The sequence below is a fragment of the Aeromonas sp. 602200 genome (assembly GCF_049173895.1).
Classification (GTDB): domain Bacteria; phylum Pseudomonadota; class Gammaproteobacteria; order Enterobacterales; family Aeromonadaceae; genus Aeromonas; species Aeromonas veronii_A.
The window spans coordinates 124,004-150,867 of sequence record NZ_JAAKSL010000012.1; the positions used below are offsets into that span (position 1 = coordinate 124,004).

The window sequence follows — 26,864 nt, forward strand, 5'->3', positions numbered from 1 at the left end:
TCCAACCTTTACTTCAAATGAGAGCAGCAGTTATGAACTTGAAACATTCTCTGTTAGCCATTGCCATGTCTACCGTTTTTGTCAGCCAGGTCCAGGCAGCCGATGCCGCCAAGCAGGCTGTGGTCGACTCCCTCGCCAACAACCTGGTGGTCAAGTATGAAGTGGTCACCAACGACGGTGCAGGTGCCGGCCTCGATTGCCAGGCGCTGGGTTCCGAGTGGGCGAGCTGTGGCGTTGCCAAGCTGCACCTGACCAATACCGGTGCGGACGTCACCTCCAAAGACTGGAGCATCTACGTCTCCTCCATCCGTCGTATCCAGCGTGTGGATAACGACCAGTTCACCATCACTCACCTGACCGGCGATCTCTATCGTTTGACGCCAACCGAGAAGTTCCAGGGCTTTGCCAAGGATGCCACGGTCGAAGTGCCGCTGGTGGTGGAATACTGGGTACTGTTCGAATCTGACATCATGCCGAACTGGTATGTCGCCAGCGAAGGTGCCGAGCCGAAAGTACTGGCCAGCATGAGCAACATCAATGATGCCAGCACCTACGAGAAGCCGATGCCGGCTGATGGCTGGAAGCGTACCAAGGATGACAAGAACATCCTGATGAACAGCGAGACCCGTTTCGCGGCCAACCAGACCAGCACCCTGCTGCCTGCTGGCAAGATTGACAACCAGATCCTGCCGACCCCGATGAAGCAGGTAGTCAAAGCTGGCCCGCAGGTTGACTTCTCCACCATCAAACTCAATGCCCTGGACTTGCCGAGCGATCGCGCCGAGGCTCTGAAGGCTCAACTGACCAAGCTGGGTGTTACCCTCTCCGACACCGGCTACCCGGTGACCATCAAGCTCGGCAGCAAGCTCAAGCAGGCTGAAGGCTATGACATGACCATCGGTCAGAAGGGCACAGTGATCCAGGGTCGCGACATCGATGGCGCCTTCTGGGGGGCACAATCCCTGATCTCCCTGCTGGGTGTTGATGACAAGCTGGTGAGCCCGATGACCGTCGAGGATGCGCCGCGCTTTGAATACCGTGGCATGCAGACCGACGTGGCCCGCCACTTCCGCAGTCTGGATACCATGAAGAAGCTGGTTGACCAGATGTCTGCCATGAAGCTCAACGTGCTGCACCTTGGCCTGACCAACGATGAAGGCTGGCGTCTGGAGATCCCGGGTCTGCCGGAGCTGACCCAGGTCGGTAGCCAGCGTTGCCACGACGAGTCCGAAACCAAGTGCCTGATGCCGCAACTGGGTTCCGGCCCGACCAGCGACAACCAGGGTTCCGGTTTCTACAGCAAGTCTGACTACGTGGATCTGGTGCGTTATGCCAAGGCCCGCGGTGTGACCGTGATCCCCGAGATCAACATGCCGGCCCACGCCCGTGCTGCCGTGGTCTCCATGGAAGCGCGCTACAAGCGTCTGATGGCGGAAGGCAAAGAAGCGGAAGCCAACCAGTTCCGTCTGACTGATCCGGCTGACACCTCCAACGTCACCTCCGTCCAGTTCTACGACAAGATGTCCTTCATCAACCCTTGCCAGCCGGGTGCTGCCACCTTCGTGGCCAAGGTAATGGATGAAGTTGCCCAGATGCACCAGGCCGCCGGTCAGCCGCTGACCGCATGGCACTACGGTGGTGATGAGGCGAAGAACATCATGCAGGGCGGTGGCTATCAGGATCCGGCCGTCACCAAGAAAGAAGAGCTGGTCGCCTGGAAAGGCAACGTCGACTCCAGCAAGCAGGACAAGCCGTTTGGCAAGTCCCCGATGTGCCAGAAGATGATCGACGAAGGCAAGATCAAGGAAGTTGGCGAGCTGCCGGTTTACTTTGCCAAGGAAGTGGGCCAGATGGTCAAAGACCGCGGCTTCTCTACCCTGCAGGCGTGGGAAGATGGTCTGAAGTACGCCAGCGGTGCCAAGGACTTCGCCACCGACAACACCCGTGTCAACTTCTGGGAAACCCTCTACTGGGGTGGCTTCAACGAAGCGATGAAGTGGGCGCACAAGGGTTACCAAGTGGTGCTGTCCAACCCGGATTACCTCTACTTCGACTTCCCGAACGAAGTACACCCGGCCGAGCGTGGCTACTACTGGGCAACCCGTTTCAACGACACGCGCAAGGTGTTTGCCTTCGCCCCGGAAAACCTGCCGCAGAACGCCGAGACCTCGGTTGACCGCGACGGCAACGCCTTCGTGGCCAAGGGTGACCAGGATCCGGTCAAGTTCAAGGGGATCTCCGGTCAGCAGTGGAGTGAAACCGTGCGTACCGATGCTCAGTACGAGTACATGGTCTACCCGCGTATCTTCTCCGTGGCCGAGCGTGCCTGGCACAAAGGTGGCTTCGAGCTGAACTATGTGAAGGGTCGCGAGTTCTCCGGCGAGACCAAGTTCGTCAACAAGGCCACCCTCAACAAAGAGTGGAACCAGTTTGCCAACGTACTGGGTCAGCGCGTGCTGCCGAAACTGGATCAGGCCGGTGTTGAATACCGCCTCTCCGTACCGGGCGCCAAGGTAGTGAACGGTGTGCTGGAAGCGAACGTGGACCTGCCGGGCCTGCCCATCCAGTACAGCCTGGACGGTACCAACTGGAGTGCCTATGACGCAGCGGCCAAGCCGAGCGTGAATGGCAAGGTCTACCTGCGTACCACCAGCTTCGATGGCAAGCGCACCAGCCGCGTCACCGAACTGAACTGATAGCAGTCAACCGTTAACATGAGGTGGGTCGCAAGACCCGCCTTTCCCAAGGGCGATGGCGTATCGGGTTTGGGAAAGGTTGACTGTGCGTGTGAGCCTTTGTTGTGTGTAATTGTCTGTTTTGTGTTTTTCATCACTTTCAGCCCCGCCTTGTGCGGGGCTTTTTTATGCATTTGGTGCGCAATGTGCCAAGCCAAGCCGTTTTTAGTGGCGCAATGGTCGGGAAATGGCCCGGAAGTGCCAAATTCAGGTTGAGACAGCGCCCGTAATAAGGGATCATACCCGGCTTGACGGCGGGGGGATGAGGGTGCCAGCCGGCACAACTTCCGCCAGTGACGCTTTTTTGAGGTGAGCCATGAGTCAGGCGAACAGCCCAACTAACTTTATTCGTCAGATCATTGATGAAGATCTGGCCAGCGGTAAGCACAGCAGCGTGCATACCCGTTTTCCGCCCGAGCCGAACGGTTATCTCCATATCGGCCACGCCAAATCCATCTGCCTGAACTTCGGCATCGCCCGCGACTATCAGGGCCAGTGCAACCTGCGTTTCGATGACACCAACCCGGTGAAGGAAGATATCGAGTACGTAGAGTCCATCAAGCAGGACGTACAGTGGCTCGGCTTCCAGTGGAACGGCGAGATCTGCTATTCCTCCGACTATTTCGACAAGCTGCACGGCTACGCCATCGAGCTGATTGAAAAGGGTCTGGCCTATGTGGACGAGCTGACGCCCGAGCAGATGCGCGAGTACCGTGGCACCCTGACTGAAGCTGGCAAGAACAGCCCGTTCCGCGATCGCAGTGTGGAAGAGAACCTGGCGCTGTTTGCCAAGATGAAGAACGGCGAGTTCGCCGAAGGCACCGCCTGCCTGCGCGCCAAGATCGACATGGCATCCCCCTTCATGGTGATGCGTGATCCGGTTATTTACCGTATCAAGTTTGCCCACCACCACCAGACCGGTGACAAGTGGTGCATCTACCCGATGTATGACTTCACCCACTGCATCTCGGACGCGCTGGAAGGGATCACCCACTCCATCTGCACCCTGGAGTTCCAGGACAACCGTCGTCTGTACGACTGGGTGCTGGACAACATCACCATCGACTGCCACCCCCGTCAGTACGAGTTCTCTCGTCTGAACCTCGAATACACCGTCATGTCCAAGCGCAAGCTGAACCTGCTGGTGACCGAGAAGCACGTCGATGGTTGGGACGACCCGCGCATGCTGACCGTCTCCGGTCTGCGTCGTCGTGGCTACACTCCGGCCTCCATCCGCGAGTTCTGCAAGCGCATCGGCGTCACCAAGCAGGACAACATCGTCGAGATGAGCATGCTGGAAGCCTGCATCCGCGAAGACCTCAACGAGCATGCACCGCGCGCCATGGCCGTGCTGCATCCGGTGAAAGTGGTCATCGAGAACCTGGCTGCCGACGAGGTGCTGACTGCCCCGGCCCACCCGAGCAATGCCGAGATGGGTACCCGCGAGCTGAACTTTACCCGCGAGATCTTCATCGACGAAGCGGACTTCAAAGAAGAGGCGAACAAGCAGTTCAAGCGTCTGGTGCTGGGCAAGGAAGTGCGTCTGCGCAATGCCTATGTGATCAAGGCCGAGCGCATCGAGAAAGATGCCGATGGCAAAGTCACCTGCATCTACTGCTCCTACGATCCCGAGACCCTGGGAAAGGATCCGGCCGATGGCCGCAAGGTGAAAGGGGTGATCCACTGGGTCAGCGCCACTTACTCCCTGCCAGCGGAAGTGCGTCTCTACGACCGTCTGTTCAAGGTACCTAACCCGGGCGCCGAGGATGACTTCGAAGCCGCGCTGAACCCGGAATCCCTGGTGATCATCGAGGGTGCCCGTGTCGAGGCGTCGCTCAAAAACGCCAAGCCGGAGCAGGCTTACCAGTTCGAGCGTGAAGGTTACTTCTGCGCCGACAACAAGCTCTCCAGCCCGGAGCATCTGGTGTTTAACCGCACCGTTGCCCTGCGCGACTCCTGGGGCAAGGTAGAAGGCTAAGCCGATGGGGCAGGGGAGACCCTGCCCTGTGTGCTGCCAGCGGCCTGCGCCGGACAATAAAAAAGCCAGCTGATGCTGGCTTTTTTATTGTCCGTTATCTGCAAGTCGCGGCCGACTTATTCGTCGTGCTTGCACTCACCAGTAGCACAGTGACCGTAGAGGTATAGGCTGTGGTTGGTGAGACGGATATTGAATTTCTTGGCGATCTCGCGCTGGCGCTGTTCGATCACTTCGTCGGAGAACTCGATCACCTTGCCACAGTCGAGGCAAACCAGATGGTCGTGGTGCTCCTGAGTGGCCAGCTCGAATACCGACTTGCCACCTTCGAAGTGGTGACGGGTAACGATACCGGCATCATCAAACTGGTTGAGAACGCGATAGACGGTAGCGAGACCAATCTCTTCACCCAGGTCGATCAGTCGTTTATAGAGATCTTCGGCGCTGGTGTGCTGGCAGTCCGGCTGTTGCAGGATTTCCAGGATTTTGACCCGGGGCAAGGTGATCTTGAGCCCGGCCTTTTTTAACGCTTGGTTGTTGTCTGCCATATTCTACTTATTCGCATTCTCGAAGGTGGGGTTATTCTGATGGACTGCCGCAGGAATGGCAACCTTGAACTCGCTTGGCCTGTCATTATAGGTCGTAGCCTCCCTAAAAATAAACCCAGCAATTCAAGGGGTTTAGCCATAAATGGCCGGTTGGATTGAAATAATCAATCGTGTCGTCCGACTTGCTGGCATGGCAGATGTTGATAAGATGTAACTTTCATATTCTGGTCGGATGAGACCCATGGATTGGCTTTTTGACAATGCGGCCTGGGTGCGCCGCGCACTCAACGCCTGGCCCCCTTTCTGGGGCGCCGGTATCAAGATAGAGACCCTGAGCGATGACTTTCGCTACTGTCGGGTTACCCTGAAATCCCGCTGGTGGAACAAGAATGCCAACCGCACCCAGTTTGGCGGCAGCATGTTTGCCATGACTGACCCCATCTATCCTCTGATGCTGATGGGCTACTTCAAGAATCGCTACTACGTCTGGGACAAGGCGGGCAGCATCAACTATATCAAGCCGGGCAAGGGCAAGCTGGTGGCCGAGTTCAACCTGACCGAGGGCAAGCTGGCCGAAATCGTGGCGGCGACTGAAGGTGGCAACAAGCACTTCCCCGAATTCGAGGTCACGGTACAGGACAAGAGCGGCGAGCTGGTGGCGCAGGTCAAGCGCACCCTCTATGTGCGAGCCAAACCGGAGCACAGAGGTGAATAACAAGGGAGAATAAAGGCAAGCATCGCCACTTGCAGATACAACAAGGGCCCCGTCGGGGCCCTTGTTGTCAGAGGTATGAGGGGAAGCGGATTACTCCAGCTCGCCCAGGCACATCTCTTCGTGCAGCTGCTTGCACCAGCCCTTGACGCGCTCGGCGGTCAGCTCCGGCTGGCGATCTTCATCGATACCCAGACCGACAAAGTGCTTGTCATCGACCAGTGCCTTGGAGGCTTCGAACTCGTAGCCGGCAGTCGGCCAGTGACCGATGATGATGGCGCCTTTTGCTTCGACGATGTCGCGCAGGGTGCCCATGGCGTCGAGGAAGTACTCGGAATAGTCTTCCTGATCACCGCAACCGAAGATGGCGACCAGCTTGTTGGTGAAGTCGATTTCGCCCAGATCGGGGAAGAAGTCGTCCCAGTCGGCCTGGGCTTCGCCGTAGTACCAAGTCGGGATGCCGAACATCAGCAGATCAAAGCTCTCGATGTCGGCCTTGCTGCTCTTGGCGATGTCACGGACTTCAATCAGGTTTTTGCCCAGCTCTTTCTGGATCATCTTGGCGACAGCTTCGGTGTTACCGGTATCGCTGCCAAAAAACAGACCTACACTTGCCATAGTGTTTAGTTACCCGTATTTGGTGTTAATGCTCAACGCTCAGACTGCAATGTCCACCGCAAAGGCGGACTCAATCTGTTGTTTCAGGATAGATTGGATCAGCTCGGCTCGGCTGATGTTCTGTTGTAACGCAAGTTGGTTCAGGCGCTCCAGCAACTCGGCCTCCACCTTTAACTCTACCCGCTTCAGCCCATTTTCCCGATCGCGCTTAAGCTGGTTACGCTTGTTGATCTTGAGCTGGGTCTCGCGGGGGAGTGGATTGGTCTTTGGCCTGCCGGGGCGCTTCTCATTTGCGAACAGATCCAGTGTTGTTCGATCAGTTTGCTGTTTGGCCATACATCACAGATGAAAATAAGTTAGCCGAGTCCTGAGCCTTCCCAGCCCAGTTCGATCAGCCCCTTGGCGACAAAACCCGCACAACCCAGAAACAGTACCAACCAGACGATAAAACGACCGAAACGGGGCACGTTGCCGCGCTTGAGCACGTCCTGAATGGCCAAGCCAATCAATATGAAAATGGCCACAAAGAATAACTTGAGGCCCAAACTTTCGATCAGGTCGATATGTTCACTTAGCATGGATTGCGCACACTCCTTATGACGGGCGCACTATATCACAAAGGATTTGAAACTGTTAACCGCCTGTCGACAGGAAATCCACAACCAATTTGTTGAACAGAGCCGGTTTTTCCGCATGCAGCCAGTGGCCGGTACCCGCGATGACACGCACCTTTGCCGCCGGGAATTGGGCCAGTGCAGTCTCGCTGTATTGGAGCTGCATATAGTCAGAATCCCCCCCCTTGATAAAGAGCACCGGCCCCTCGAAGCGGCGGTCATCCTCTGGCCAGCCCATGATGTTGGCGTAGTTTTGCTCAAGGGCGGGCACATTGAAGCGCCAACCCCAGCCATATTCACCTTTGGCGAAGGATTTGAGCAGGAACTGGCGTACCCCGGCGATCTCGATATGCTGCGCCAGCATGGCTTCCGCTTCACTGCGGCTTTGCGGCGGCGTGCGCAGTGTGGCGTTGAGTCCGGCGAACACATTCTGGTGGCGGGAGTGGGGATAGGCGACCGGCGCCATGTCGGCCACCACCTGCTTGATCACCCGCTCTGGCGCCAGCTTGGCGAGCTGCATCCCGACCTTGCCCCCCATCGAGTGGCCTACTATCGCCGCCTGATCAAGCTCAAGGTGATCCATTAGCGCGAGAATGTCGGCCGCTTGCGCCGGATAGCTCATCTCGCTGCTATGAAAGGAGGCTCCGTGGTTGCGCAGATCGACGCTGATGACCCGATAGTGCTCGCAGAGGGCTCGGGCCAGCAGGCCGAGGTTGTCGAGGCTGCCAAACAGGCCGTGGATCAGAATGACCGCCGGGCCCTGACCCTGCTCCTTGAAGTTCAATATGCTGTTTTGTTGCAAAATGACACCTTGTCGGTCGTGGGTGCGTATCGCTGTTTTATTTAACGCACTGGAAAGAAAAGGATTTCGTCCAATGGATTGGGATTTTATGTGGTTTTTTTTCTAAAAAATCCCGTCCGGATCGGCTATCAGTGCGGCTGATCACACACTTGGCCCGCTATTATGCCGTATTCTCGATGAGATTCATGTACATCTGCCAGCCCCTTGCTTGGGCTGTCGGGTTTGCCTATGTATAATCGCCGCATCCGAATTTCGACGAGTCCAGCGCATCCCTATGAAAACCATCGAGCTTGATGACGATCTCTACTTCTATATCGCCAGCCAGACCCGGCACATTGGTGAGAGTGCCTCCGATATCCTGCGCCGTCTGCTGGAACAGCCTGCTCACCAACGTGTGCCGGTTGCCGAGCCCGTTGCCGTCGCGCAGCCCAGTACGGTAGCCACCCAACAAGGGCTGCAAGCCTTGCTCGATTCTGGTGAGCTGCAAAAGGAAGAGAAGTCCATCAACCGCTTCATGCTGGTGCTGAGTACCCTCTACCGGGATAACCCGGAAGGCTTTACCCAGGGCACCGAAATCAAGGGGCGCAAGCGCGTCTATTTCTCGCAGGATCCCGAGGCTCTGCGCGCCAGTGGCAGCACCACCAAGCCCAAGCCGGTACCGCAGACCCCGTTCTGGGTGATCACCAACACCAACACCAGCCGCAAGCAGAACATGGTGGCCCAGCTGATGGCCAGCATGGGCTATGGCGAAGAGGTGATCGCGCAGGTGTGTGGCGCCATTTAACGATTCTTCAAGACTCAGGCCTTGCCCGGCAAGGCCGCCATTACGCAAGGAAAACGCCATGGCTCAGCATTCCCACGCCGGTCAACCGGCCCGTTTAAGCGATCTGACCAACATCCCCCGTCTGGTCAGCGCCTACTACCTCAACAAGCCGGACATGAGCCGCCCCGAGCAGCGGGTTGCCTTTGGTACCTCCGGCCACCGTGGCAGTGCCTTGCACAGCGCCTTTACCGAATCCCATATTCTGGCGGTGACCCAGGCGCTGGTGGAGTATCGCCAGCAGGCCGGCATCACTGGCCCGCTGTTTGTCGGCATGGATACTCACGCCCTGTCCGAATCCGCCTTTGCCAGTGCGGTCGAAGTGCTGGCGGCCAACGGCGTCGAGACCCGCATTCAGGCTGGCCTCGGCTTTACCCCGACCCCGGTCATCTCTCACGCCATCCTGCGCCATAACGCGGGCAAGCCTGCAGCGCGCGCTGACGGCGTGGTGATCACTCCATCCCACAACCCGCCGGAAGATGGTGGCTTCAAGTACAACCCGCCCCATGGTGGCCCCGCCGAAGGGGAGATCACCAAGTGGGTCGAGGACCGAGCCAACGCCATTCTGGAAGCGGGGCTGGCTGGCGTGAAACGGATGCCGTTTGCCGAGGCGCTCAAGAGCCCGTTCGTGGTCGAGCACGACTATGTCACCCCCTATGTGGATGATCTGAAGAACGTGCTGGACATGGATGCCATCAAGAACGCGGGCATCAAGATCGGTGTCGATCCGCTGGGCGGCTCCGGCGTCGCCTACTGGGACGTCATCGCCAAGACCTATGGTCTGAACATCGAGGTGGTGAACTACAAGGTCGACCCGACCTTCTCCTTCATGACCCTGGATAAAGACGGCAAGATCCGGATGGACTGCTCCAGCCCGTTCGCCATGGCGAGCCTGATTGCCCTTAAAGACAAGTTCGACATCGCCCTTGGCAATGACCCTGACTACGACCGTCACGGTATCGTCACCAAGTCCGGCCTGATGAACCCGAACCACTATCTGGCGGTGGCAATCCAGTATCTGTTTACCCATCGCACCGGCTGGTCTGCCGATGCGGCCGTCGGCAAGACGCTGGTCTCCTCCTCGATGATCGATCGGGTTGCCGGCGAGATTGGCCGCACTCTGAAAGAGGTGCCAGTCGGCTTCAAGTGGTTCGTGGATGGCCTCTACAGCGGCGAGTTCGGCTTTGGTGGCGAGGAGAGCGCGGGCGCCTCTTTCCTGCGCAAAGATGGCACCGTCTGGACCACCGACAAGGATGGTTTCATTCTGGCGCTGCTAGCGGCGGAAATTCTGGCGGTCACCGGCAAGGATCCGCAGGCTCATTACGACGCACTGGAGGCCAAGTTCGGCCGCTCCAGCTATCGCCGTATCGACGCCCCGGCCAACAGCGCCCAGAAAGCGGTGCTCTCCAAGCTGGATCCGGCACTGGTAGAAGCCTCCACCCTGGCGGGTGAGCTCATCATCGCCAAGCTGACCAAGGCGCCGGGCAACGATGCCGCCATCGGCGGCCTCAAGGTGGTGACCGAGAACGGCTGGTTCGCGGCGCGCCCCTCCGGCACCGAGTCCATCTACAAGATCTATATGGAGAGCTTCAAGGGCGACACGCACCTCGACCTCATCCAGCAGGAAGCCCAGCAGATCGTCTCTGCTGCGCTTGCCAAGGCAGGCGTCTAAATCAGGTAGCCATCCTTGAGCCCCTGATGGGGTTGAACGTTGGATATAACAAAGGAGCCATAATGGCTCCTTTTTCATTGTCTGTTTTATGCCAGCGAGTTGTCAGCGCGCGGCTTTCACCGCCAGACCCAGCTGCCATACCGCCATGGCATAGTGGGTACTGTGGTTGTAACGGGTGATGGTGTAGAAGTTGGGCAGGCCGTACCAGTATTGGTAGCCGGTGCCCACATCGAGGCGCAGCAGGCTCGCTTCGCTGTGGTTGCCCAGGCTGCTGGTTGGCGTCAGCCCTGCGCGGCGCAGGGTGGCGACCGGGTAGCGGGTCTGGAAGCCATGCTCATAGCCGGGCAGTTGGCCCTGACCGCGTACTGCAACCGGTTGACCTTTCTCCCAGCCGTGGGCCTTGAAGTAGTTGGCGACGCTGCCGATGGCATCCACCGGATCCCACAGGTTGGTGTGGCCGTTGCCGTCAAAGTCCACCGCATAGCGCTGGAAGCTGGAGGGCATAAACTGGCCGTAGCCCATGGCGCCTGCATAGGAGCCCTTTGGTTCGGTGGGATCCATCCCCTCGTCGCGGGTCATCACCAGGAAGGCTTCCAATTCGCTCGTGAAGAACTCGGCACGGCGCGGGTAATCAAACGCCAGGGTGGCCAGCGCATCCAGAATGCGGGTCTTGCCCATCACCCGGCCCCATCTGGTCTCGACCCCGATAATACCGACGATGATCTCCGGCGGCACCCCGTAGATCTGCTCCGCCCGATTGAGCTCGCTTGCGTATTCACGCCAGAAGTTGACGCCGTTCTGTACGTTGTCGGGGGTGATGAACTTGGCGCGATAGCGGTTCCAGGCACCGGTCGGGCCGGTGGGCTTGGCGGTGGTCGGCGCCTGGGCATCCATCAGGCGGATGATCCAGTCGTAACGCTCTGCCTGTGCCAGCACCTGATGCAGCTGGGCGTTGTCAAAACCGTGCTTCTCGACCATCTTCTGGACGAACCTGTCCACGTTGGGGCGATTGGCGAAGTCCCCCTTGCTAACCCCTTGTGTATAAACGGGTTTGCTCGATGGTGCCTGATTGATAAAGGCGCTCTTGGGCTGGGGGACGACAACGGGCTTTGGCGCAGGGGCGCTGCTGCAGCCACCGAGCAGGGGGAATAACGACAGAGTGAGAAGAGAAGCAAGGCGACGCATAGGGTTCTCAAAGAGACTGATAAAGTGTCGCAATGGTAAAACATTGTCATCCCCGTGCAAGTGTTCCGTGCGCCTTGTTTGCCGCCAATTCATCGTGCGATGGATTAGCCCTCCGGTGAGGGCTGTGCTGTTTATGGCTGGGGGGGACGCAGGGTGTGGTAGCCGCTCCAGAGCCGGGTCAGGGTGGTGATGGCGCAGAGCAGGGTAAAGCCGTAGGCGAGCGGGGCGAAGGCGGCGGGCCACAGGCACATCAGCACAAAGAGGGCGATGGTCTCGCTCCCCTCGGTGAGGCCACCCAGATAGTAGAGGGATTTGTGGTGGTAGACCGGATTGTCGATCCCCCGCTTGCCCGCCATGATGGCAAACGCCAGAAAGCTCGAGCCGGTGCCCATAAAGGCAAACAGCAGGGTGGCGGCGGGCAGCGCATTGGCAGGGGCGGCGAGGGCAAAGCCCAGCACCACGGCGGCGTAGAAAATAAAGTCGAGCGTGATGTCGAGAAAGCCGCCGCAATCGGTGATGCCGGTTTCCCGCGCCACGGCGCCATCGAGCCCGTCCAGCAGCCGGTTGAGCAGGATGGCCGCCAGTGCCCACTGATAGCAACCAAAGGACAGCAGCGGCAGCGCCAGCATGCCGATGGCAAAGCCGGTGAGGCTCACCTGATTGGCACTGACCCCGGCGCGGCAGAGCGGTTTGGCAAGCTGGGTGAGAGGGCTGCGGATCACGGGGATCAGGTGGCGGTCAAACAAGGTGAACTCCTCGGTTAAAAACAGGATTCGGTAAGATTGAGTATGGTGCCCGGTGCATCCTCTTCGTCGTGGGTCACCAGAATAGCGGGGATGGCCAGCGCTTTGATCTGCGCGAACACCAGTTCGCGAAAGGCGGCCCGCAGCGGCTTGTCGAGGCGGGAGAAGGGCTCGTCCAGCAGCAGGGTGTCGGGTTCGGCCAACAGTGCCCGCAGCAGGCTGACCCGCGCCCGCTGACCCCCTGACAGCAGCTGCGGCAGCTTGTCAGCCTGATCCGCCAGCGCGACCTGTGCCAATGCGGCCAGTGCCTTTTCCCGCCGCGCGCGTTTTCCCTTGATGGTCGCTGGCATGCCGAACATCAGGTTCTCCGCCACCGTCAGATGGTCGAACAGCAGGTCATCCTGAAACAGCATGCCGATGCGCCGCGCTTGCGCAGGCAAGGTGTTGAGTTGCCGCTCGCCGAGCCTTATCTCCCCCTCCAGCCGGATCGGGCCGCCATCTGTCTGCGCGCCGGGCAGTACTCCTGCCAGCCCTGCCAGCAGGGAGCTTTTACCACAGCCGCTGGGGCCCATCAGGGTCAATACCTCGCCGGGTGCCACTTGCAGGGCGGGCAGCGAGAGCAGCAGATTTTCATCAAGGTAAAGCCGAAGAGGCGTGGTGCTCAGCATATGGCTATTTCCATCATGAGAGTTCATCGTGAGCCGCCCCCCTTGAGCGCCGGATTGATCCGCGCCGGCAGCCAGAGCGCCAGCAGATAGATAACGAGCGGCAGCAGCAGTTGCAGCAGACCGTATAGCCCCGCCAGTCGCCGGTTGAGGCCGCTGCCGATGGCCACCGCTTCGGTGGTGATGGTGACCACTCTGCCCGCGCCAAAGAGTAGGGTCGGCAGATACTGGGCCAAACTCACGGCTGCCCCGACGCCGAAGGCAAACAGCAGCGGGCGCGCCAGCAGTGGCGCTTTCACCTGCCACCAGGCTCGCCATGGCGTTGCCCCCAGCAGCAGGGCGCTCTGGGTGATCCGCGGATCGAACTGGCGATAGGGGCCATGCAGGCAGAGATAGACATAGGGAAAGACAAACAGCAGTTGGCTCCAGAGCACCCAGCCCCAGCCAATACCGCTACTTATTGAGTCATGTGCAAGCCAGTCCAACCCGAGCCGGATGCCAAACAGCAGGCTCGCCTGTGGCAGCAACAGCGGCAGGTAGATAAGCCAGAGTGGCCAGGGGCGGCGCCCGGCTTGCGCCTCCAGACTCAGCACCGTCATCACCAGTGCCAGCAAGCCGCTCGTCAGTGCCAGCAGGATGCTGGTCGTTAGCAGTGGCAGCAGGCTTGGCAGCAGATCCAGCCAGTAGTGACTGCTCCACTGGCTGGGCCAGAGGGCGGGAAAGGGCCAGCGGCGCGCCAGCGACCAGAGCAGCAGGGCCACCAGCACCGCCAGATTGAGGGTGATCAGGGTGAAGGCAAAGCCCGCTGCGAGCCGGTTGGCAAAGGAGTGGGGCGCCGCCCGTTTGCCATCGAGCCAGCAGCCTTTGCCCACCTCTTGATGAAGCCACTCCAGTAATCTGAGCATGGCGATCAGCAGCGCCGTGATAGCGAGCAGCAGCAGGGCGCCGCTGGCGGTGGCGCCGCGCCAGAGCAGATCCGGATCCTGATACCAAAGCCACAGCCGTACCGCCAGCGGGGCGGGGGTGTCAGGCCCGAGCAGCTGGGCGAGATCCACCACCGCCACTCCGTAGGCCGCCACCGCATAGATGGGCAGGCGCAGGGCAGGCCAGAGGGCGGGCAGCAGCAGGCGCCACCAGATCTGGGGGGCGCTGAAGCCAAGGCTTGTCCCCAGCCACTGCTGGCGTGCCAGCTGGATGGGTTGCTGCGCGGCCATCGCCATCAGCAGCAAAAAGGGGGTCTCCTTGAAAACGAGCAGTGCAATCAGCCCGAGCCCCCAAGGATCCCGAATGGTTTGCCAATCGGGGGGAAGATCAAACCCCGTTAGAGCTGGCGAGAGGAGCCGCAGCAGCCAGCCGGAGGGGGCGAGCAGAAAGGCAAAGCCGATGGCAAAGGCGACGTGGGGCATGGCCAGCATAGGCGAGAGCAGGCGACGGAGCAGCCCGAAAGCCCGGCTGTCGCTGTGGGCCAGCAGCAGGGCGGTCAACAGCAGGCTGCCAAGGGTCGAGGCGGCGCCAATCCACAGGCTCAGTGCTGCTGAGTGCCAAAGACCGGGTTGGGCGAGCAGCAAGGCGAGATGAGAGGCGGCCATCCCCTCCGCCAGCAGTTGCCACAGCCCCGCCAGCAATGGGATGACGAAGAGTGCCAGATAAATGACCGCCATCCCCGTACTCATAGTGGGGTGGCGTGTCAACTGGCGCCACGGTCGGGAGCGGGAAAGCGGGTGACCAGCGGCACTCATCAGTGACCGTAACGCTCGGCCCAGGCCGCTTCCAGCTTGAGCTGCCAGCTGGGGTGAGGCTCGGCCACCGCTTTGAAGCGCAGTGCCGGTTGCCCCTTGGCGGGGTCAGGCAGGGCACCGGCCCGCAGCACGCTGGGATCACCCCAGAAGGCCGGATTGGCCTTGCGCGCCTGCGCCGCCGGGCTCAGCAGGAAGTTGGCCACCACCTTGGCACCCGCACGGGCACTGGCGTTGAAGGGGATGGCGAGAAAATGGCTGTTGGTGAGCGCCCCTTTCTCCATGGCTACCGCTTCCACGCTGGGGGGCAGGGCGCCAATCTGGGCGGCGCTCTGCGCCTCCTGCGGATTGAAGCTGATGGCCATGGCCAGTTCGCCATCATCGAGCAGCTGGCGGGTTTCGGCGGCGCTGGTGGGGAACAGTTTGCCCTTGCGCCAGAGTGCCGGATGCAGCTCATCGAGCCAGGCCCAGAGCGGGGCGGTGAGTTGGGTAAACTCGGTATCGGTCGCCTCCCGATAGAGGGGGGCGGGGTCTGGCGTCAACTCCAGCAGGATCTGCTTGAGAAAGCTGGAGCCATGGAACTGGGGCGGCTTGGGGTAGGTGAAGCGACCGGGATGGGCCTTGGCCCACGCCAGCAGGGCTGCTGCCGAGGTGGGCGCTCTGGCGACCTCTTCGGTGTCGACCATCAGATTGAGCTGGCCGATGCCCCAGGGGGCTTCCAGCCCTTCCACCGGCAGGGTGAAGTCCTCACTCACCGGCAGGCTGCTGTCGACCAGTGCCATGTTGGGCAGCTCGGAGGTAAAGGGAGCGCCGAGCAGCCCCTGCTCCTTGAGCACCTTGAAGTTCTCGCCGTTGACCCAGAGCAGATCGATGGGCCCGCCAGCTTGCTTGCCTGCCAGCTTGTTGGCCAGCAGTTGACTGACGCTCTGGGCGATATCATCCACCTTCACCTGCACCAGTTTGACCTGATAGTCGCGCGCCAGCTCCTGCCCGGCCCACACCAGATAGGCGTTGATCTCCGGGCTGCCGCCCCAGGCGTTGAAGTAGACGGTCTGTCCCTTCGCCTCCTCAAGGGTCCGTTGCCAGTTATCGTCTGGGTTGGCCGCCAACAGCGGGCCGCTGGCCAGCAGGGGCAGGGCGCACAGCAGCGCATTTAGCCGCTGTTTGAGCCGAGATCTGCAGTGTGAGTTGAGGTGTGAGCAGAGCTGTGAGAATGGCTTGAGCATAAATGTTTCCCTGATTGTCAGGCGCCACGGCGCCAGCGGTGATAACGGGCCAGCAACGCCAGCACCCGGGTGGGCTGGTGGGCCCGTTTCCATTCACCTGCCACGTATTTGTTCCCCTCCATCAGGGTGGGATAGGCGTGAATGGTGCCGAGGATCTTGCCAAGGCCGAGGCGGTGACGCATGGCGAGCACGAACTCGGCGATCCGCTCACCGGCGTGAGTGCCCACTATGGTGGCGCCAAGGATAGTATCCTTGCCCGGCACGGTCAGCACCTCGACAAAACCGTGGCGCTCCCCATCGGCGATGGCGCGATCCAGCTCGGCCAGCTCGAAGCGGGTCGCCTCGAAGGGAATCCCCTGCGCTTCGGCTTCCTTGCGATTTAGGCCGACCCGGGCAATCTCCGGCGTGGTGTAGGTGGCCGCCGGAATAACCCGATAGTCGGCCCGAAAGCGCTTGAACTGGCCAAACAGGGCATTTACTGCCGCATACCAGGCCTGATGGGCGGCAAAGTGGGTGAACTGGTAAGGGCCCGCTACGTCTCCCACTGCCAGTATGCTGGGGAAGTTGGTGGCAAGAAAACCATCGACCGCAATGTTGCCACGGGGGGCAAGCTCGACTCCCAACTCTTCGAGCCCGAAGCCGCTCACATTGGCGACCCGACCCAGTGCCAGCAGCAGTTGATCCCCTTCCACCACCTGTATTTCTTCGCCCCGGCGCAGTTGCAGCCGGATGGGGAGATCCCCCTCGGCTGCGGGCAGATAGTCTGCTCGTTCGGCGCACCAGCCGGTGAGTAGCTGCACGCCATCGCGGCTCATCTGCCCGGCCAGCGCATCGGCGACCTCTCTCTCTTCGCGGGGCAGCAGTTGCTCCGAGAGTTCCACCAAGGTCACGGGAATGCCGAGCAGGGCGAAGCTCTGGGCCAGCTCGCAGCCGATGGGGCCGCCGCCCAGCACCAGCAGGCGGCGCGGCGGGGTGCGCAGCTGCCAGAGGCTATCCGAGGTGAGGTAAGGCACCTGATCCAGCCCCGGCAGCTTGGGCACCAACGGTCGGGCGCCGGTGGCGATAACGATATGGCGGCTGGCGAGGCGCTGGCCGTTCACTTCTACCTCCCAGGGGGAGACCAGCCGCGCCTCCCCTTCGATGCATTCCACTCCAAGCCCCTGATAGCGTTCGATGGAGTCGTGTGGCTCGACCTCCTTGATAACCTCCGCTACCCGCTCCATCACGGCGGTAAAATCGGCGCGGGAGTGGCTTGGGCTAAAGCCCAGCTCGTCGGCTTTACGCTGCTCTGCGGCAAAGCGGGCGCTTCGGATCAGCGCCTTGGAGGGGACGCAACCGCTGTTGAGGCAATCGCCCCCCATCTTGTGTTTCTCGATGAGCGCCACCTTGGCCTTCACCGCTGCCGCGATATAGCTGGTGACCAGCCCACCTGCACCGGCACCGATCACCAGCAGGTTGTAGTCGTAGCGAGCGGGTTTGCGGTAGGGGGAGAGCAAGCGGCGCAGCGCGAGCTTGTCGGTCAATTTCTTGACCAGCCAGGGCATCAGCCCCAGCAGGGTCAACGCGACCATCAGGCCGGGGGAGAGAATATTGCCGGTGCTGGTTAACTGGCCAAGCTCGCTGCCCGCCAGCACATAGACGAAGGTGCCGGGCAACATGCCAAGCTGGCTGACCCAGTAGTAGGTGCTGACTCTGATGGGGGTGAGCCCCATCAGCAGATTGACCAGAAAGAAGGGGAAGATGGGGATGAGGCGCAGGCTGAGCAGATAGAAGGCTCCCTCCTTCGCCATGCCGGACTGAAAGGTGGCCAGCTTGTCGCCAAAGCGCTGCTCGACCCAGTCACGCAGTAGAAAACGGGCGCTGAGAAAGGCGAGGGTTGCGCCTAGGGTGCTGGCAAAGGAGACCAGCAGCAGCCCCCAGGCGACGCCGAACACTGCGCTGCCACCCAGGGTGAGCAGGCTGGCGCCGGGCAGGGAGAGGGCGGTGCTCAGCACATAGATAAGCACGAACAGCAGGCTGGCCGAGACAAAGTGGCTGTCGACCCATTGCGCCACTGCCGCCTGCTGGGCCTGCAAGGCGTCCAGAGTGAGGTAACGACCGAGATCGAGGGCAAAAAAGGTGCCGATAAGGCTCCCCATCACCAGCGCAAGCAGCAGGCGGGTCCGGTTCATCAGGCGTCCTTGCTGTCAGGCTTGGCAGGGCGTTCCGGTTGCACCGGCAGCTGGCAGAAGCCCTGCGGCGCGATATCGAGGGCGGCGTTGAACTTGGCCGACATGTTCTGGAAGGCGATAAGACCGGTCAACTCCACCATGGCATCGTCATCGAACCAGAGCTTGAGGCGGGCCGCCTGCTCATCGCTCACCCCATCCAGCCCGGTCATCGCCTCGGTATAGTCGAGCACCGCTTTTTCCCGCTCGTCAAACAAGGAGCTTTCGCGCCAGTTGGCCAGCGCCTCCACCTTCTCGCTGGAGCCGGCTCTCTTTACCAGGGTCATGGCATTGATGTCGACGCAAAAACGACACCAGTTGAGCTGGGAGACCCGCACCGTCACCAGCGAGCGCAGCACGGGATCGATGGGAGATCGCTTGCGGTTGATGACGCCGTAGAGGGTGGCGACGGCGGCAAAGAGGCGCGGCGAGCGGCCCCAGCACTTGCCCGGAATAAGCACCTGACCATAGTTGCGCTTTTGCAGCCAGAAAAAGGGGCGGATAAACCAGGCATATTCCCGGTCGGGTTTGACCTCAACGCGCATCAGTTACCTTCTTGTCGTTTCACACTTACGGTTTTAAATTGGGTTTGTAGGCCTGGCCGAGGCGCTCATTCAGGCGGGTCAGGAAATCCTCGATCCGCGCCCGGTTGGTGCCCAGATCGCTTTGCCCCTGACGGGAGGCTGATCGCATATCGATGCGGGTCTCTTTGGGGCCAGCAAAGACCCGCAGCGCCACATCATCCTGAAAGCCGAACCAGCCGGTGGTGACCACGGCATCCAGACCGTCGGGGCTTGGTCGTACCTGCCAGCCCAGCTCCTGCATCAGCTCCTCAGCCTCAATAACCACCTCTTCGGGGGCGGTATGGGTAAAGAGAGGACCGGGATTTCTTTCAAATGCTTTCAGCGGGGCGCTATTAATTGGCAGATCCTGCGCTGTTCTGAGCTCTGCCGCCCAGCGTAGCTGGGGGGGATTGTAGGGATCTGTGCTCACATCGTTGATCAGCGGCATCCGCAGCGCCTGCAGCACAAAGGTCAGCGGTAGCAGCAGTGGCAAGGCGCCAAGGCCGCAGGCGTAGCGGTTGCGGCTCCAGGGCAGGCGTACCAGCAAGATCAGGGAAACAAGGGCTCCGATGAGACAGATCGCAAAACCGATCCACCAGGGCCAGAGATGAAGGCGGCTGCCGAGGGCGCCAGCGAGCGGGAGTAACCAGGCCAGCAGGGGCCACAAGCAAGAGCGGGGCATAGCACGGGATCCATCGTCGAATGTGGACAATGCCGAGAAGGATAAACTTAATTGCCTGATAACGTTAGTAAATTGATGAGAGTTTGGCGTGGTTTTGGCCAGTTTTGCGAGGAAGATGCAGAGGTCGGTGAAGCCCGCCTGAGGGGAGCTTCACCGAGAAGATGGTCAGTTGCGATGACTTAGTTGCGATAGAGCACTTTGATCAGGTGAAAGCCGAACTTGGTGCGCACCGGCCCCAGCACCTTGAGCAGTTCGCCCTTGAAGACGGCATCGTCAAAGGGCTTGACCATGTCCCCCTTGTTGAACTCCCCCAGATCGCCGCTGCGTTTTGAGGAGGCGCAGGTGGAGAAGCGCTTGGCCATCTGGCCGAAGTCGGCTCCCTTCTCGATCTTCTCCTTGATCTCCAGACACTGTTTTTCGGTCTTGACCAGAATGTGCTGGGCACAGGCTTTTTTCATCGGGGCGCTCCTGGGAGTGATGGCGAAGGTTGTTAACGCCAAGGGTGGTAGCAAATCGGGGCGCAAGAGTACCCCAATTTGCCACCGGCGTCAGCCATCACAACCCGCCATTTACCGGCGATCGTCAGCCCTGTTATTGGCGAGCGCGGGTGGCCAGCACGGCGCGGGGACGCGCTTGCCAGATGATCTCCAGCCCGAGCAGGGCGTAGAGGCTCCAGATGGCCAGCGGATTGAGCCACTCTCCCCCCAGTTGCAGGGTCATCAGGGCGCTCCCTGCCAGCAGCAAAGTGATCCCCGGCAGCCGCCAGTGGACGGGCAGGGGGGCCAGCAGCGCCATCGCCAGCAAAATGCCGAGACCAAACGGCAGGTTCAGGGCGGTAAAGGCCAGCGCCTGCTGGCCACTCATGCCGGTCAGCAGGGCCAGCAAGGCGCTGCAACAGGCGAGAAAGGTGATGAACTCGAGACGATCGGCAATATAGTCAGCCATCTGTTCGCTACGTGCATGCATGATGTGTCTCCTTCAGTTGATGGTTCAAGTGTGAGGGAGGGACGTTCGCAAAGGCAGCGGGATAATTCGATTGCGCTGAACGAGCAATTCTTAATCACCCGCTACGGCGGGCTTTGGTGTGTGCCGGGCCTGTTAAACGGTGAGGGTGGGGTGATGCCGACAAACTCTGTCGTGGTGGGTCTCTGGTGGTAAAGAGAGGGGGATAGGTGACAAAGGGGGGCCTTACGACGAAGACAACCTTGTTCAGGCCGGGTCAGATCGCCCTCATCGGGAAAGCGGGCGTCGTCATTGTCAGCAAAATGTGTGATTTGTGGTCAACCTCTTAAAAGATATGGTGAATTTGCCAATGGCACCGCGCTGTCGCTGGCCGATGCCTATGTTAGGATAAGGTTCGCCATTTTTCTGGCGCGCATTTTTGTGTCACGGCCATGCACTGCATGGCGTGCTGCGCCGCATTCGGGGTTGGCCCGAAAGGGCGCTGGTTTCCTTCACCACAGATTCAGGAATATTGACCTTTGACAGGATGCATTTCATCCCTGCTGGCAGGGCGTTTACTGTCCGGCCCTGCGTTTCGCCGCGGCCTGCGGGTACTAGGGGTGGGCCTGTTGCTGTCGCTGCTGGCTTCGCCCGCGTTTGCTGCCAAGCTCACCTATCAGGTCAAGGGGTTGAAAGGGGAGAACAAGGATAACGTTGAAGCCTACCTCAATGCCCTGCCGGTCTATCAGGAGCGGCAATACCGTCCGGCCCGCGCCAAAATCACCGAGAGCGTGCAAAAGGCGCTGCAGGTTTATGGCTACTACCAGCCGAAAATCACCCTGAGCCGCGACAAGAAAACTCCGTCCAAAGTGGTGATTGAGGTGGACAAGGGGGAGCCGGTCATCGTCTCCCGCCTCGATATTCTGCTGGAGGGGGATGCAGGCAGCGACGAGCTCTACAGCGCCCTGCTGGACAAGTTGCCCCTCAAAGAGGGTGAACCCCTCAATCACGCCAAATATGAATCCATCAAGGCGGATCTGGGCAGCCTCGGGCTGGCCCGCGGTTACTTTGATGCCAAGCTGAGCAAGAGTCAGGTCAAGGTGTTCCCGGACAAGGGGACGGCAGAGATCTTTATTCTGTTCGAATCGGGCCATCGCTACCGTTTTGGCGAGATCCGCTACGATGCCACTCCCGAAGCGCTTCACCTTATTCGCCCGCTTATCAACATCAAGAGCGGCGATCCCTATCTCGCTATCCGTCTGGCCGAGATGTCGCAGGATGTCTCCTCCACCAAGCTGTTCCGTCAGGTCGATATCAAGCCGGTATTGAGCGAGGCGAGCAACTATCGGGTGCCCATCGCGGTGACGCTGGATAACCGGGTCGATCACGAAATCGAGACCGGTATCGGTTATGCCACCGACGTAGGGCCGCGGATGAGTGCCACCTGGGAGAAGCCCTGGGTCAACCGCTACGGCCACCGCCTGTTTGCCACCGCCAAGGTGTCGGCGCCGGAGGCCGAGCTCAGCTTCGACTACCAGATCCCGGTGGGCAACCCGCTGCGGGACTACTACTCCATCCAGACCGGTTACCAGTACAAGGACAACAACGATACCCGATCCGATCTCACTACCATCGGTGTGCACCGCTGGACGCGGCGGCCGGAGAGCTGGGATCGGGACGTCTTTATCCGGCTGGAGAACGAGATCTATACCCAGGGCGCCGACGAGGGGAACAGCTTGCTGCTGATCCCCGGGGTCTCCTGGTCCCGACTGCGGGTGCGCGGCACCCTGGTGCCCGATTGGGGGGATCGCCAGCAACTGACGCTGGAGTTCTCCGACCCCAGATGGGGCTCCGACATCAGCTTTATGCGGGTGTGGGGACGCAGCAAGTGGCTGAGAACTCTTGGCGATAACCACAGATTCCTGATGCGGGCAGAGCAGGGGGCCATCATAGGTGACAGCTTCTCGTTGGTGCCGCCGTCTTTGCGCTTCTTTACCGGTGGCGATCAGACGGTGCGCGGCTTTGGTTACGAGAGCATCTCCCCCACCGGGCCGGATGGCAAGCTGACCGGTGGCCGCTACACCAGCGTGGCCAGTCTGGAATACAACTACCGCTTCAGCGAGAAGTGGCTGGGGGCCATGTTTGTGGATGGCGGCACCTCCACCACCGATTACAGCGAGCCCTGGAAAATAGGTACCGGCGTCGGTGTGCGCTGGGTCACCCCCATCGGCCAGGTCAGGCTGGATCTGGCGGTCGGGGTATCGGAGGAGGACAAGCCCTTGCGGCTGCATTTCGCACTGGGGCCTGAATTATGATGTTGTCTAAACGCTTTTTTCTTTGGCCGCTGCGGCTGTATCTTTCGCGGGGGTCTGCATTGTGATCTGGCTAAAACGCATCTTTCTCTGGCTGATGGGGCTGGTGTTCCTGCTGCTCATCGGCGTCAGCCTGCTGGGCTTTACCCATCAGGGCAACAAGTGGTTGTGGCAACAGGCCAAAGGGGCGCTGCCTTCCCTCAAGGGGGAGCTGGTTGCCGGTCAGCTTGGCTATGGCTGGACCCTGGAAGGGGCCGGCTGGCAGGATGAGCTGGTGGATGTCACGGTGGATCGCGCCGTGCTCGACTGGGATCTCGGCAAGTTGCTGCAGGGCAAACTCTGGATCAAATCGCTTGAAGTGACTCATCCGGTGGTGAAGGTGGCCGACTCGGAGCCTGCACCGGAAGAGCCTTCCGAACCCTTTGTCTGGCGCCCGCTGCCACTCAAAATTCAGGTCGACAGCCTCAAGGTGGCCGATCTCGATCTGGCGGTGCCCGGTGTTGCCGTGACCCTGGGGTCCCTCGATATCGGCGCCACCCTCAACCGCAAGGGGCTGATTGTACGCGGCCCGGTGCTTGATAACCTGACGGTGACGCTGGATGACGCGGCACCCGCCAGCGCAGCCAAATCTGCCAAGCAGCCAGCCGCTAACGAGAAGCAAGCCGGTGCTGCGGTGGCGCGCAACGACAAGGCCAGCGCCGAGACAGCCAAACAGGGCAAAGGGGCGCCAGCTGCAAATACGGCAAAGGCTGCCCCCATTCTCCTGCCCGCCATTCATCTTCCTTTCCCCATCAAGCTGGAAGGGGTCAGCGCGACCCGGGTGCAATATAAGCAGGGCGAGTTGATCGAAGGGCTCGACAGGTTGCTGCTGTCGGCCACTGCTGCCGACGATCGCATCGAGGTGCGCGAGCTCTCGCTGCGCCACGCCATGGCCGATCTGGCGCTCAATGGCCACATTCAGCTAAGTGATGACTACCCGCTGGCGGTGACGCTGGATGCCAAGGCCCGCAAGGGACTGCTGGATGGCGAGCTGCAAGGGGAGCAGGCCACGCTGGCGCTGAGCGGTTCGGTCGGCAAGCTGGGGTTGGCGTTGTCGGCCAAGGGGCCGGTCGCCGCCAATCTCAGGGGCTCGCTGGCCGCCCTCGACCCGGATCTCCCTTTTGATCTGGCCCTCGACTGGAAGAGCCTCGGCTGGCCATTTCATAAGCCTGCCAAAGATGAGCCGAGCTATCGGCTGGACAAAGGGAGCCTGACTGCCAAGGGCAAGCTCTCCGGCTACCAGTTTGCCCTCAATACCTCCGGCAAGGGGACCGATGTGCCCCCCTTCAAGCTTGCGCTGGACGGGAAGGGGGATCTGGAGCGGCTCAGCAAGATCGCCTTGCAGCTCAATGCCCTCAAGGGGGAGCTCAAGCTCGATGGCAAGCTCGCCTGGAACAAGGGGATCGAGTGGCAGGGGACCACCCTGTTCAAGGGGATCAATCCGGCCGAGCTGCTGCCCGAGCTGAAAGGGACGCTGGCCGGTGAGCTGGAGAGCCGTTTCGTGATGAACGAAGCGGGCCACTGGGAGCTGAAACTGCCCAAGCTCAAGGTGGATGGCAAACTCAACCAGTATCCGCTGGCCCTCAAGGGGGAGCTTAGCGGTAACGACAAGATGGAGTGGCTGATCCCGACGCTCTCGCTGCAAAGTGGCCCCAACCAGTTGCATGCCAAGGGCAGTATCAGCAGCGCCCAGTGGAAGCTCGATGCCAACCTGCTGGCTCCCCAGCTGGGGGGCATCTATCCCGGCCTGAAAGGGGATATCAAGGGACAGGTGAAGGTCAGTGGCAATCAGCAGACGCCAAAAATCGATGCGGATCTCGCCTCCGAGCGGCTCTACTATGCCGGCACCGACATGAAGGGTATTAGCCTCAAGGGCAATGCGGCGATCGGCGCCAAACCGGCCGGTGATCTCGCGTTGTTGGTGGCGCAGTTGAAACAGGGCGAAACCAAGCTCAGCCAGCTTGCCCTGAACCTCAGCGGCGATATCAGTCAACATCTGTTGACCCTGACCATGAAGGGTGACCCTGTTGCGGCCAACCTCAAACTGGGTGGCGGCGTGCGCGGGGATCACTGGCGCGGGGCGCTCTCCGAGTTGCGGCTGAAAACCCCGCTGCGCCGTTGGGACTTGAGCTCCCCGTGGGCACTGGATCTCGATCTGCCGCGTCAGCGGCTGGCGATGGGGGATCTCTGCCTCGGCTCCCAGGGGGCCAGCCTCTGCGTCAAGGGGAGTCAGGTTTCCGCTGCGCAGGGCACTCTGGAGTTTGCCCTGAGCGAGTTTGATCTCAAGCGGCTACGCCCCTGGTTGCCGGACAACTTCCGCTGGCAGGCGATGCTCTCGGCCGATGGCCGCGCCAGCTGGCGTGGCAATCAGCCGACCCTGCATGCTGTGGTGCGCACCACGCCGGGCACTTTTGTGGCAGATGGTCTCAAGACCGACTATCAGCAGCTGGCACTGGCCCTGGATTTCGAGCGGCAGCAGGCGGCCATTCGCCTCGATTTTGCCTCCAAGCAGATCGGCAATATCGATACCGATCTGCTGATCAGGGAGCCCGCCGGTCGCGGTCTGCTCGGCGGTCAGCTCAAGTTTGACGATCTCAAGCTCAATACCTTTGCGCCGCTCATCCCTGAGGTGCGCTCCCTGCAAGGGATCATCTCCGCCGATGCCCGCTTCGACGGCACCCTGGCGGCGCCCCTGCTGTTTGGCCAGCTCAACCTGCGTGACGGTGAAGTGCAGACCCACTCCGACATGGTGACCCTGACCAAGCTGGTGACCCGCCTCAAGATCGAGGGAAATCGCGCCGAGCTCGATGGCTCCATGCTGGTGGGCAAGGGGCCGCTGGCGTTGGGCGGCTGGCTCAGCTGGGCCAAGATGCCGGTCAGCGGCAGCCTCACCATTCAGGGTAAGGATCTGGAGGCGCAATATCCGGGCATGGGCCGGGTCAGAGTCTCGCCCGATATCGCGGTGTCGCTGGGGGAGGAGACCCGGATTACCGGTCAGGTGGATATTCCCTGGGCACGCATTCTGGTCAAGAGCTTGCCGGATTCGGCGGTGGCGGTCTCCGATGATGTGACCGTGGTCTATGACGATCTGCCCCCGGCTCCCAAGCAGGCCAGCCTGCCGCTGGCGATGAAGGTGGCGATCCGCCTTGGCAACGATGTGAAGCTCGATGCCATGGGGTTGAAGACCGATGTCTCCGGTGGCCTCAATATCCGTCAGGATCCCGAGAAACCGCTGGCAGGCAACGGCCAGCTGGTGCTGACCAACGGCCGCTTCAAGGCCTATGGTCAGAACCTCATCATCAAGGAGGGGCGGATCCTCTTCTCCGGTCCGCTGGATCGGCCGTTCCTCAACATCGAGGCCAACCGGGATCCCGATACCATCGAGGGTCAGGTGACGGTCGGGGTGCGGGTGACTGGCCCTGCCAGCAAGCCGGAGATCACTGTCTACTCCGAACCGCAGATGGCGCAGTCGGAACAGCTCTCCTATCTGCTGCGCGGCAAAGGGTTGCAGACCGGCGGTGAGGATGGCGGTTTCAACGGCCTGCTGGTAGCCGGCGCGGTGAGTCAGGCCAACGGCGTGGTGTCGAGCATCGGCGAGTCGCTGGGGATGAGCGATGTCTCCCTCGATACGGCGGGCAGTGGTGACAACACCCAGGTGACTCTGTCTGCATATCTGCTGCCGGGCCTGCAGTTCCAGTACGGGGTCGGGGTCTTCAGCCCCATCGCCGAGTTCAAGCTGCGCTACGAGGTATTGCCACGGCTCTATCTGCAGGCGATGAGCGGGGTGGCTCAGGCGGTCGATATCTTCTATCGCTTTACTCTGTAACGCTTCATCCCGTAACAGGGCTGATATGAATCTAAACGGGAGGCGCAGGCCTCCCGTTTTGTATTGCGCGATCGGCCGCGGGCAAGCCGTGATAAAGGTTGGCAGTGCAGAGGGAGAATGAATTGCGATGGGCCAAAAATGCGAAAACCCGGCACTAGGCCGGGTTTTCTGAATGATGGTGGAGGGAGAAGGATTCGAACCTTCGAAGGCAGAGCCGTCAGATTTACAGTCTGATCCCTTTG

22 protein-coding genes are annotated in these 26,864 nt (G+C 60.6%); 7 read left to right on the top strand and 15 right to left on the bottom strand.

Features of this window, described 5'->3' with window-relative positions; translation table 11 throughout:
- Nucleotides 1-32 precede the first annotated feature (32 nt).
- Entirely contained in the window at nt 33-2,696 is a 2,664-nt protein-coding gene (locus tag G5221_RS14845; RefSeq protein WP_005334304.1) for a beta-N-acetylhexosaminidase, read from the top strand.
- A 355-nt stretch (nt 2,697-3,051) separates the two neighbouring features.
- Nucleotides 3,052-4,713, top strand: a complete 1,662-nt coding sequence (glnS, locus tag G5221_RS14850; protein WP_216977397.1) for a glutamine--tRNA ligase — start codon at nt 3,052-3,054, stop codon at nt 4,711-4,713.
- A gap of 116 nt (nt 4,714-4,829) precedes the next feature.
- Here glnS and fur read toward each other — a convergent pair whose 3' ends face one another.
- On the bottom strand, nt 4,830-5,258 hold the full coding sequence (fur, locus tag G5221_RS14855) for a ferric iron uptake transcriptional regulator (protein ID WP_005334301.1): 429 nt from the start codon (nt 5,256-5,258) through the stop codon (nt 4,830-4,832).
- Between the two features lie 241 nt (nt 5,259-5,499).
- Between fur and G5221_RS14860 the strand changes: the two genes are divergently transcribed.
- A complete protein-coding gene (locus G5221_RS14860; protein WP_005334300.1) occupies nt 5,500-5,973 on the top strand; it encodes a DUF4442 domain-containing protein in 474 nt (157 codons plus the stop codon).
- Between the two features lie 90 nt (nt 5,974-6,063).
- Here G5221_RS14860 and fldA read toward each other — a convergent pair whose 3' ends face one another.
- The 4 genes from fldA to G5221_RS14880 are packed head-to-tail and all read right to left on the bottom strand — an operon-like array spanning nt 6,064 to nt 7,986.
- Entirely contained in the window at nt 6,064-6,588 is a 525-nt protein-coding gene (gene fldA, locus G5221_RS14865; RefSeq protein WP_005334298.1) for a flavodoxin FldA, read from the bottom strand.
- Between the two features lie 39 nt (nt 6,589-6,627).
- Complete coding sequence (gene ybfE / locus G5221_RS14870; RefSeq protein WP_005334297.1) at nt 6,628-6,924, bottom strand: LexA regulated protein; 297 nt, start codon at nt 6,922-6,924, stop codon at nt 6,628-6,630.
- Nucleotides 6,925-6,944: 20 nt separating this feature from the next.
- The gene (locus G5221_RS14875; RefSeq protein WP_005334296.1) at nt 6,945-7,166 is read right to left on the bottom strand and encodes a DUF2788 domain-containing protein; all 222 of its coding nucleotides are present in this window, start codon (nt 7,164-7,166) and stop codon (nt 6,945-6,947) included.
- Nucleotides 7,167-7,221: 55 nt separating this feature from the next.
- On the bottom strand, nt 7,222-7,986 hold the full coding sequence (locus G5221_RS14880; protein ID WP_421263509.1) for an alpha/beta fold hydrolase: 765 nt from the start codon (nt 7,984-7,986) through the stop codon (nt 7,222-7,224).
- Nucleotides 7,987-8,278: 292 nt separating this feature from the next.
- Between G5221_RS14880 and seqA the strand changes: the two genes are divergently transcribed.
- Both seqA and pgm read left to right on the top strand, forming a co-directional pair.
- Nucleotides 8,279-8,788 (top strand): replication initiation negative regulator SeqA, encoded by a 510-nt coding sequence (gene seqA, locus G5221_RS14885; RefSeq protein WP_421263500.1) that lies wholly within the window; start codon nt 8,279-8,281, stop codon nt 8,786-8,788.
- A 58-nt stretch (nt 8,789-8,846) separates the two neighbouring features.
- Nucleotides 8,847-10,496 (top strand): phosphoglucomutase (alpha-D-glucose-1,6-bisphosphate-dependent), encoded by a 1,650-nt coding sequence (gene pgm, locus G5221_RS14890; RefSeq protein ID WP_421263501.1) that lies wholly within the window; start codon nt 8,847-8,849, stop codon nt 10,494-10,496.
- 102 nt (nt 10,497-10,598) lie between these two features.
- Here pgm and mltB read toward each other — a convergent pair whose 3' ends face one another.
- The 10 genes from mltB to G5221_RS14940 form a co-directional block, all read right to left on the bottom strand.
- The gene (gene mltB / locus G5221_RS14895; protein WP_420924815.1) at nt 10,599-11,681 is read right to left on the bottom strand and encodes a lytic murein transglycosylase B; all 1,083 of its coding nucleotides are present in this window, start codon (nt 11,679-11,681) and stop codon (nt 10,599-10,601) included.
- 131 nt (nt 11,682-11,812) lie between these two features.
- Complete coding sequence (locus G5221_RS14900; protein WP_421263502.1) at nt 11,813-12,427, bottom strand: CDP-alcohol phosphatidyltransferase family protein; 615 nt, start codon at nt 12,425-12,427, stop codon at nt 11,813-11,815.
- 14 nt (nt 12,428-12,441) lie between these two features.
- Nucleotides 12,442-13,092, bottom strand: a complete 651-nt coding sequence (locus tag G5221_RS14905) for an ATP-binding cassette domain-containing protein (protein WP_421263503.1) — start codon at nt 13,090-13,092, stop codon at nt 12,442-12,444.
- Nucleotides 13,093-13,115: 23 nt separating this feature from the next.
- Nucleotides 13,116-14,750, bottom strand: coding sequence for an ABC transporter permease (locus G5221_RS14910; protein ID WP_421263504.1), 1,635 nt, complete (start codon nt 14,748-14,750; stop codon nt 13,116-13,118).
- A 77-nt stretch (nt 14,751-14,827) separates the two neighbouring features.
- On the bottom strand, nt 14,828-16,051 hold the full coding sequence (locus tag G5221_RS14915) for an ABC transporter substrate-binding protein (RefSeq protein ID WP_421263505.1): 1,224 nt from the start codon (nt 16,049-16,051) through the stop codon (nt 14,828-14,830).
- A 17-nt stretch (nt 16,052-16,068) separates the two neighbouring features.
- A complete protein-coding gene (locus G5221_RS14920; protein WP_421263506.1) occupies nt 16,069-18,222 on the bottom strand; it encodes an FAD-dependent oxidoreductase in 2,154 nt (717 codons plus the stop codon).
- Nucleotides 18,222-18,803 (bottom strand): carboxymuconolactone decarboxylase family protein, encoded by a 582-nt coding sequence (locus G5221_RS14925; protein WP_335818195.1) that lies wholly within the window; start codon nt 18,801-18,803, stop codon nt 18,222-18,224. Before G5221_RS14925 ends, G5221_RS14920 begins: the two co-directional genes overlap by 1 nt.
- Nucleotides 18,804-18,828: 25 nt before the next feature.
- Nucleotides 18,829-19,503, bottom strand: coding sequence for a DUF1499 domain-containing protein (locus tag G5221_RS14930; protein ID WP_407956576.1), 675 nt, complete (start codon nt 19,501-19,503; stop codon nt 18,829-18,831).
- Nucleotides 19,504-19,682: 179 nt separating this feature from the next.
- Complete coding sequence (locus tag G5221_RS14935; protein WP_033136755.1) at nt 19,683-19,961, bottom strand: peptidylprolyl isomerase; 279 nt, start codon at nt 19,959-19,961, stop codon at nt 19,683-19,685.
- A gap of 133 nt (nt 19,962-20,094) precedes the next feature.
- Complete coding sequence (locus G5221_RS14940) at nt 20,095-20,469, bottom strand: hypothetical protein (protein WP_421263507.1); 375 nt, start codon at nt 20,467-20,469, stop codon at nt 20,095-20,097.
- 515 nt (nt 20,470-20,984) lie between these two features.
- On the opposite strand from G5221_RS14940, the gene G5221_RS14945 reads away from it, so the two are divergent.
- Nucleotides 20,985-22,760 (top strand): autotransporter assembly complex protein TamA, encoded by a 1,776-nt coding sequence (locus G5221_RS14945; protein WP_139429391.1) that lies wholly within the window; start codon nt 20,985-20,987, stop codon nt 22,758-22,760.
- Nucleotides 22,761-22,821: 61 nt separating this feature from the next.
- Nucleotides 22,822-26,622, top strand: coding sequence for a translocation/assembly module TamB domain-containing protein (locus G5221_RS14950; RefSeq protein ID WP_421263508.1), 3,801 nt, complete (start codon nt 22,822-22,824; stop codon nt 26,620-26,622).
- The last annotated feature ends 242 nt before the right edge of the window (nt 26,623-26,864 follow it).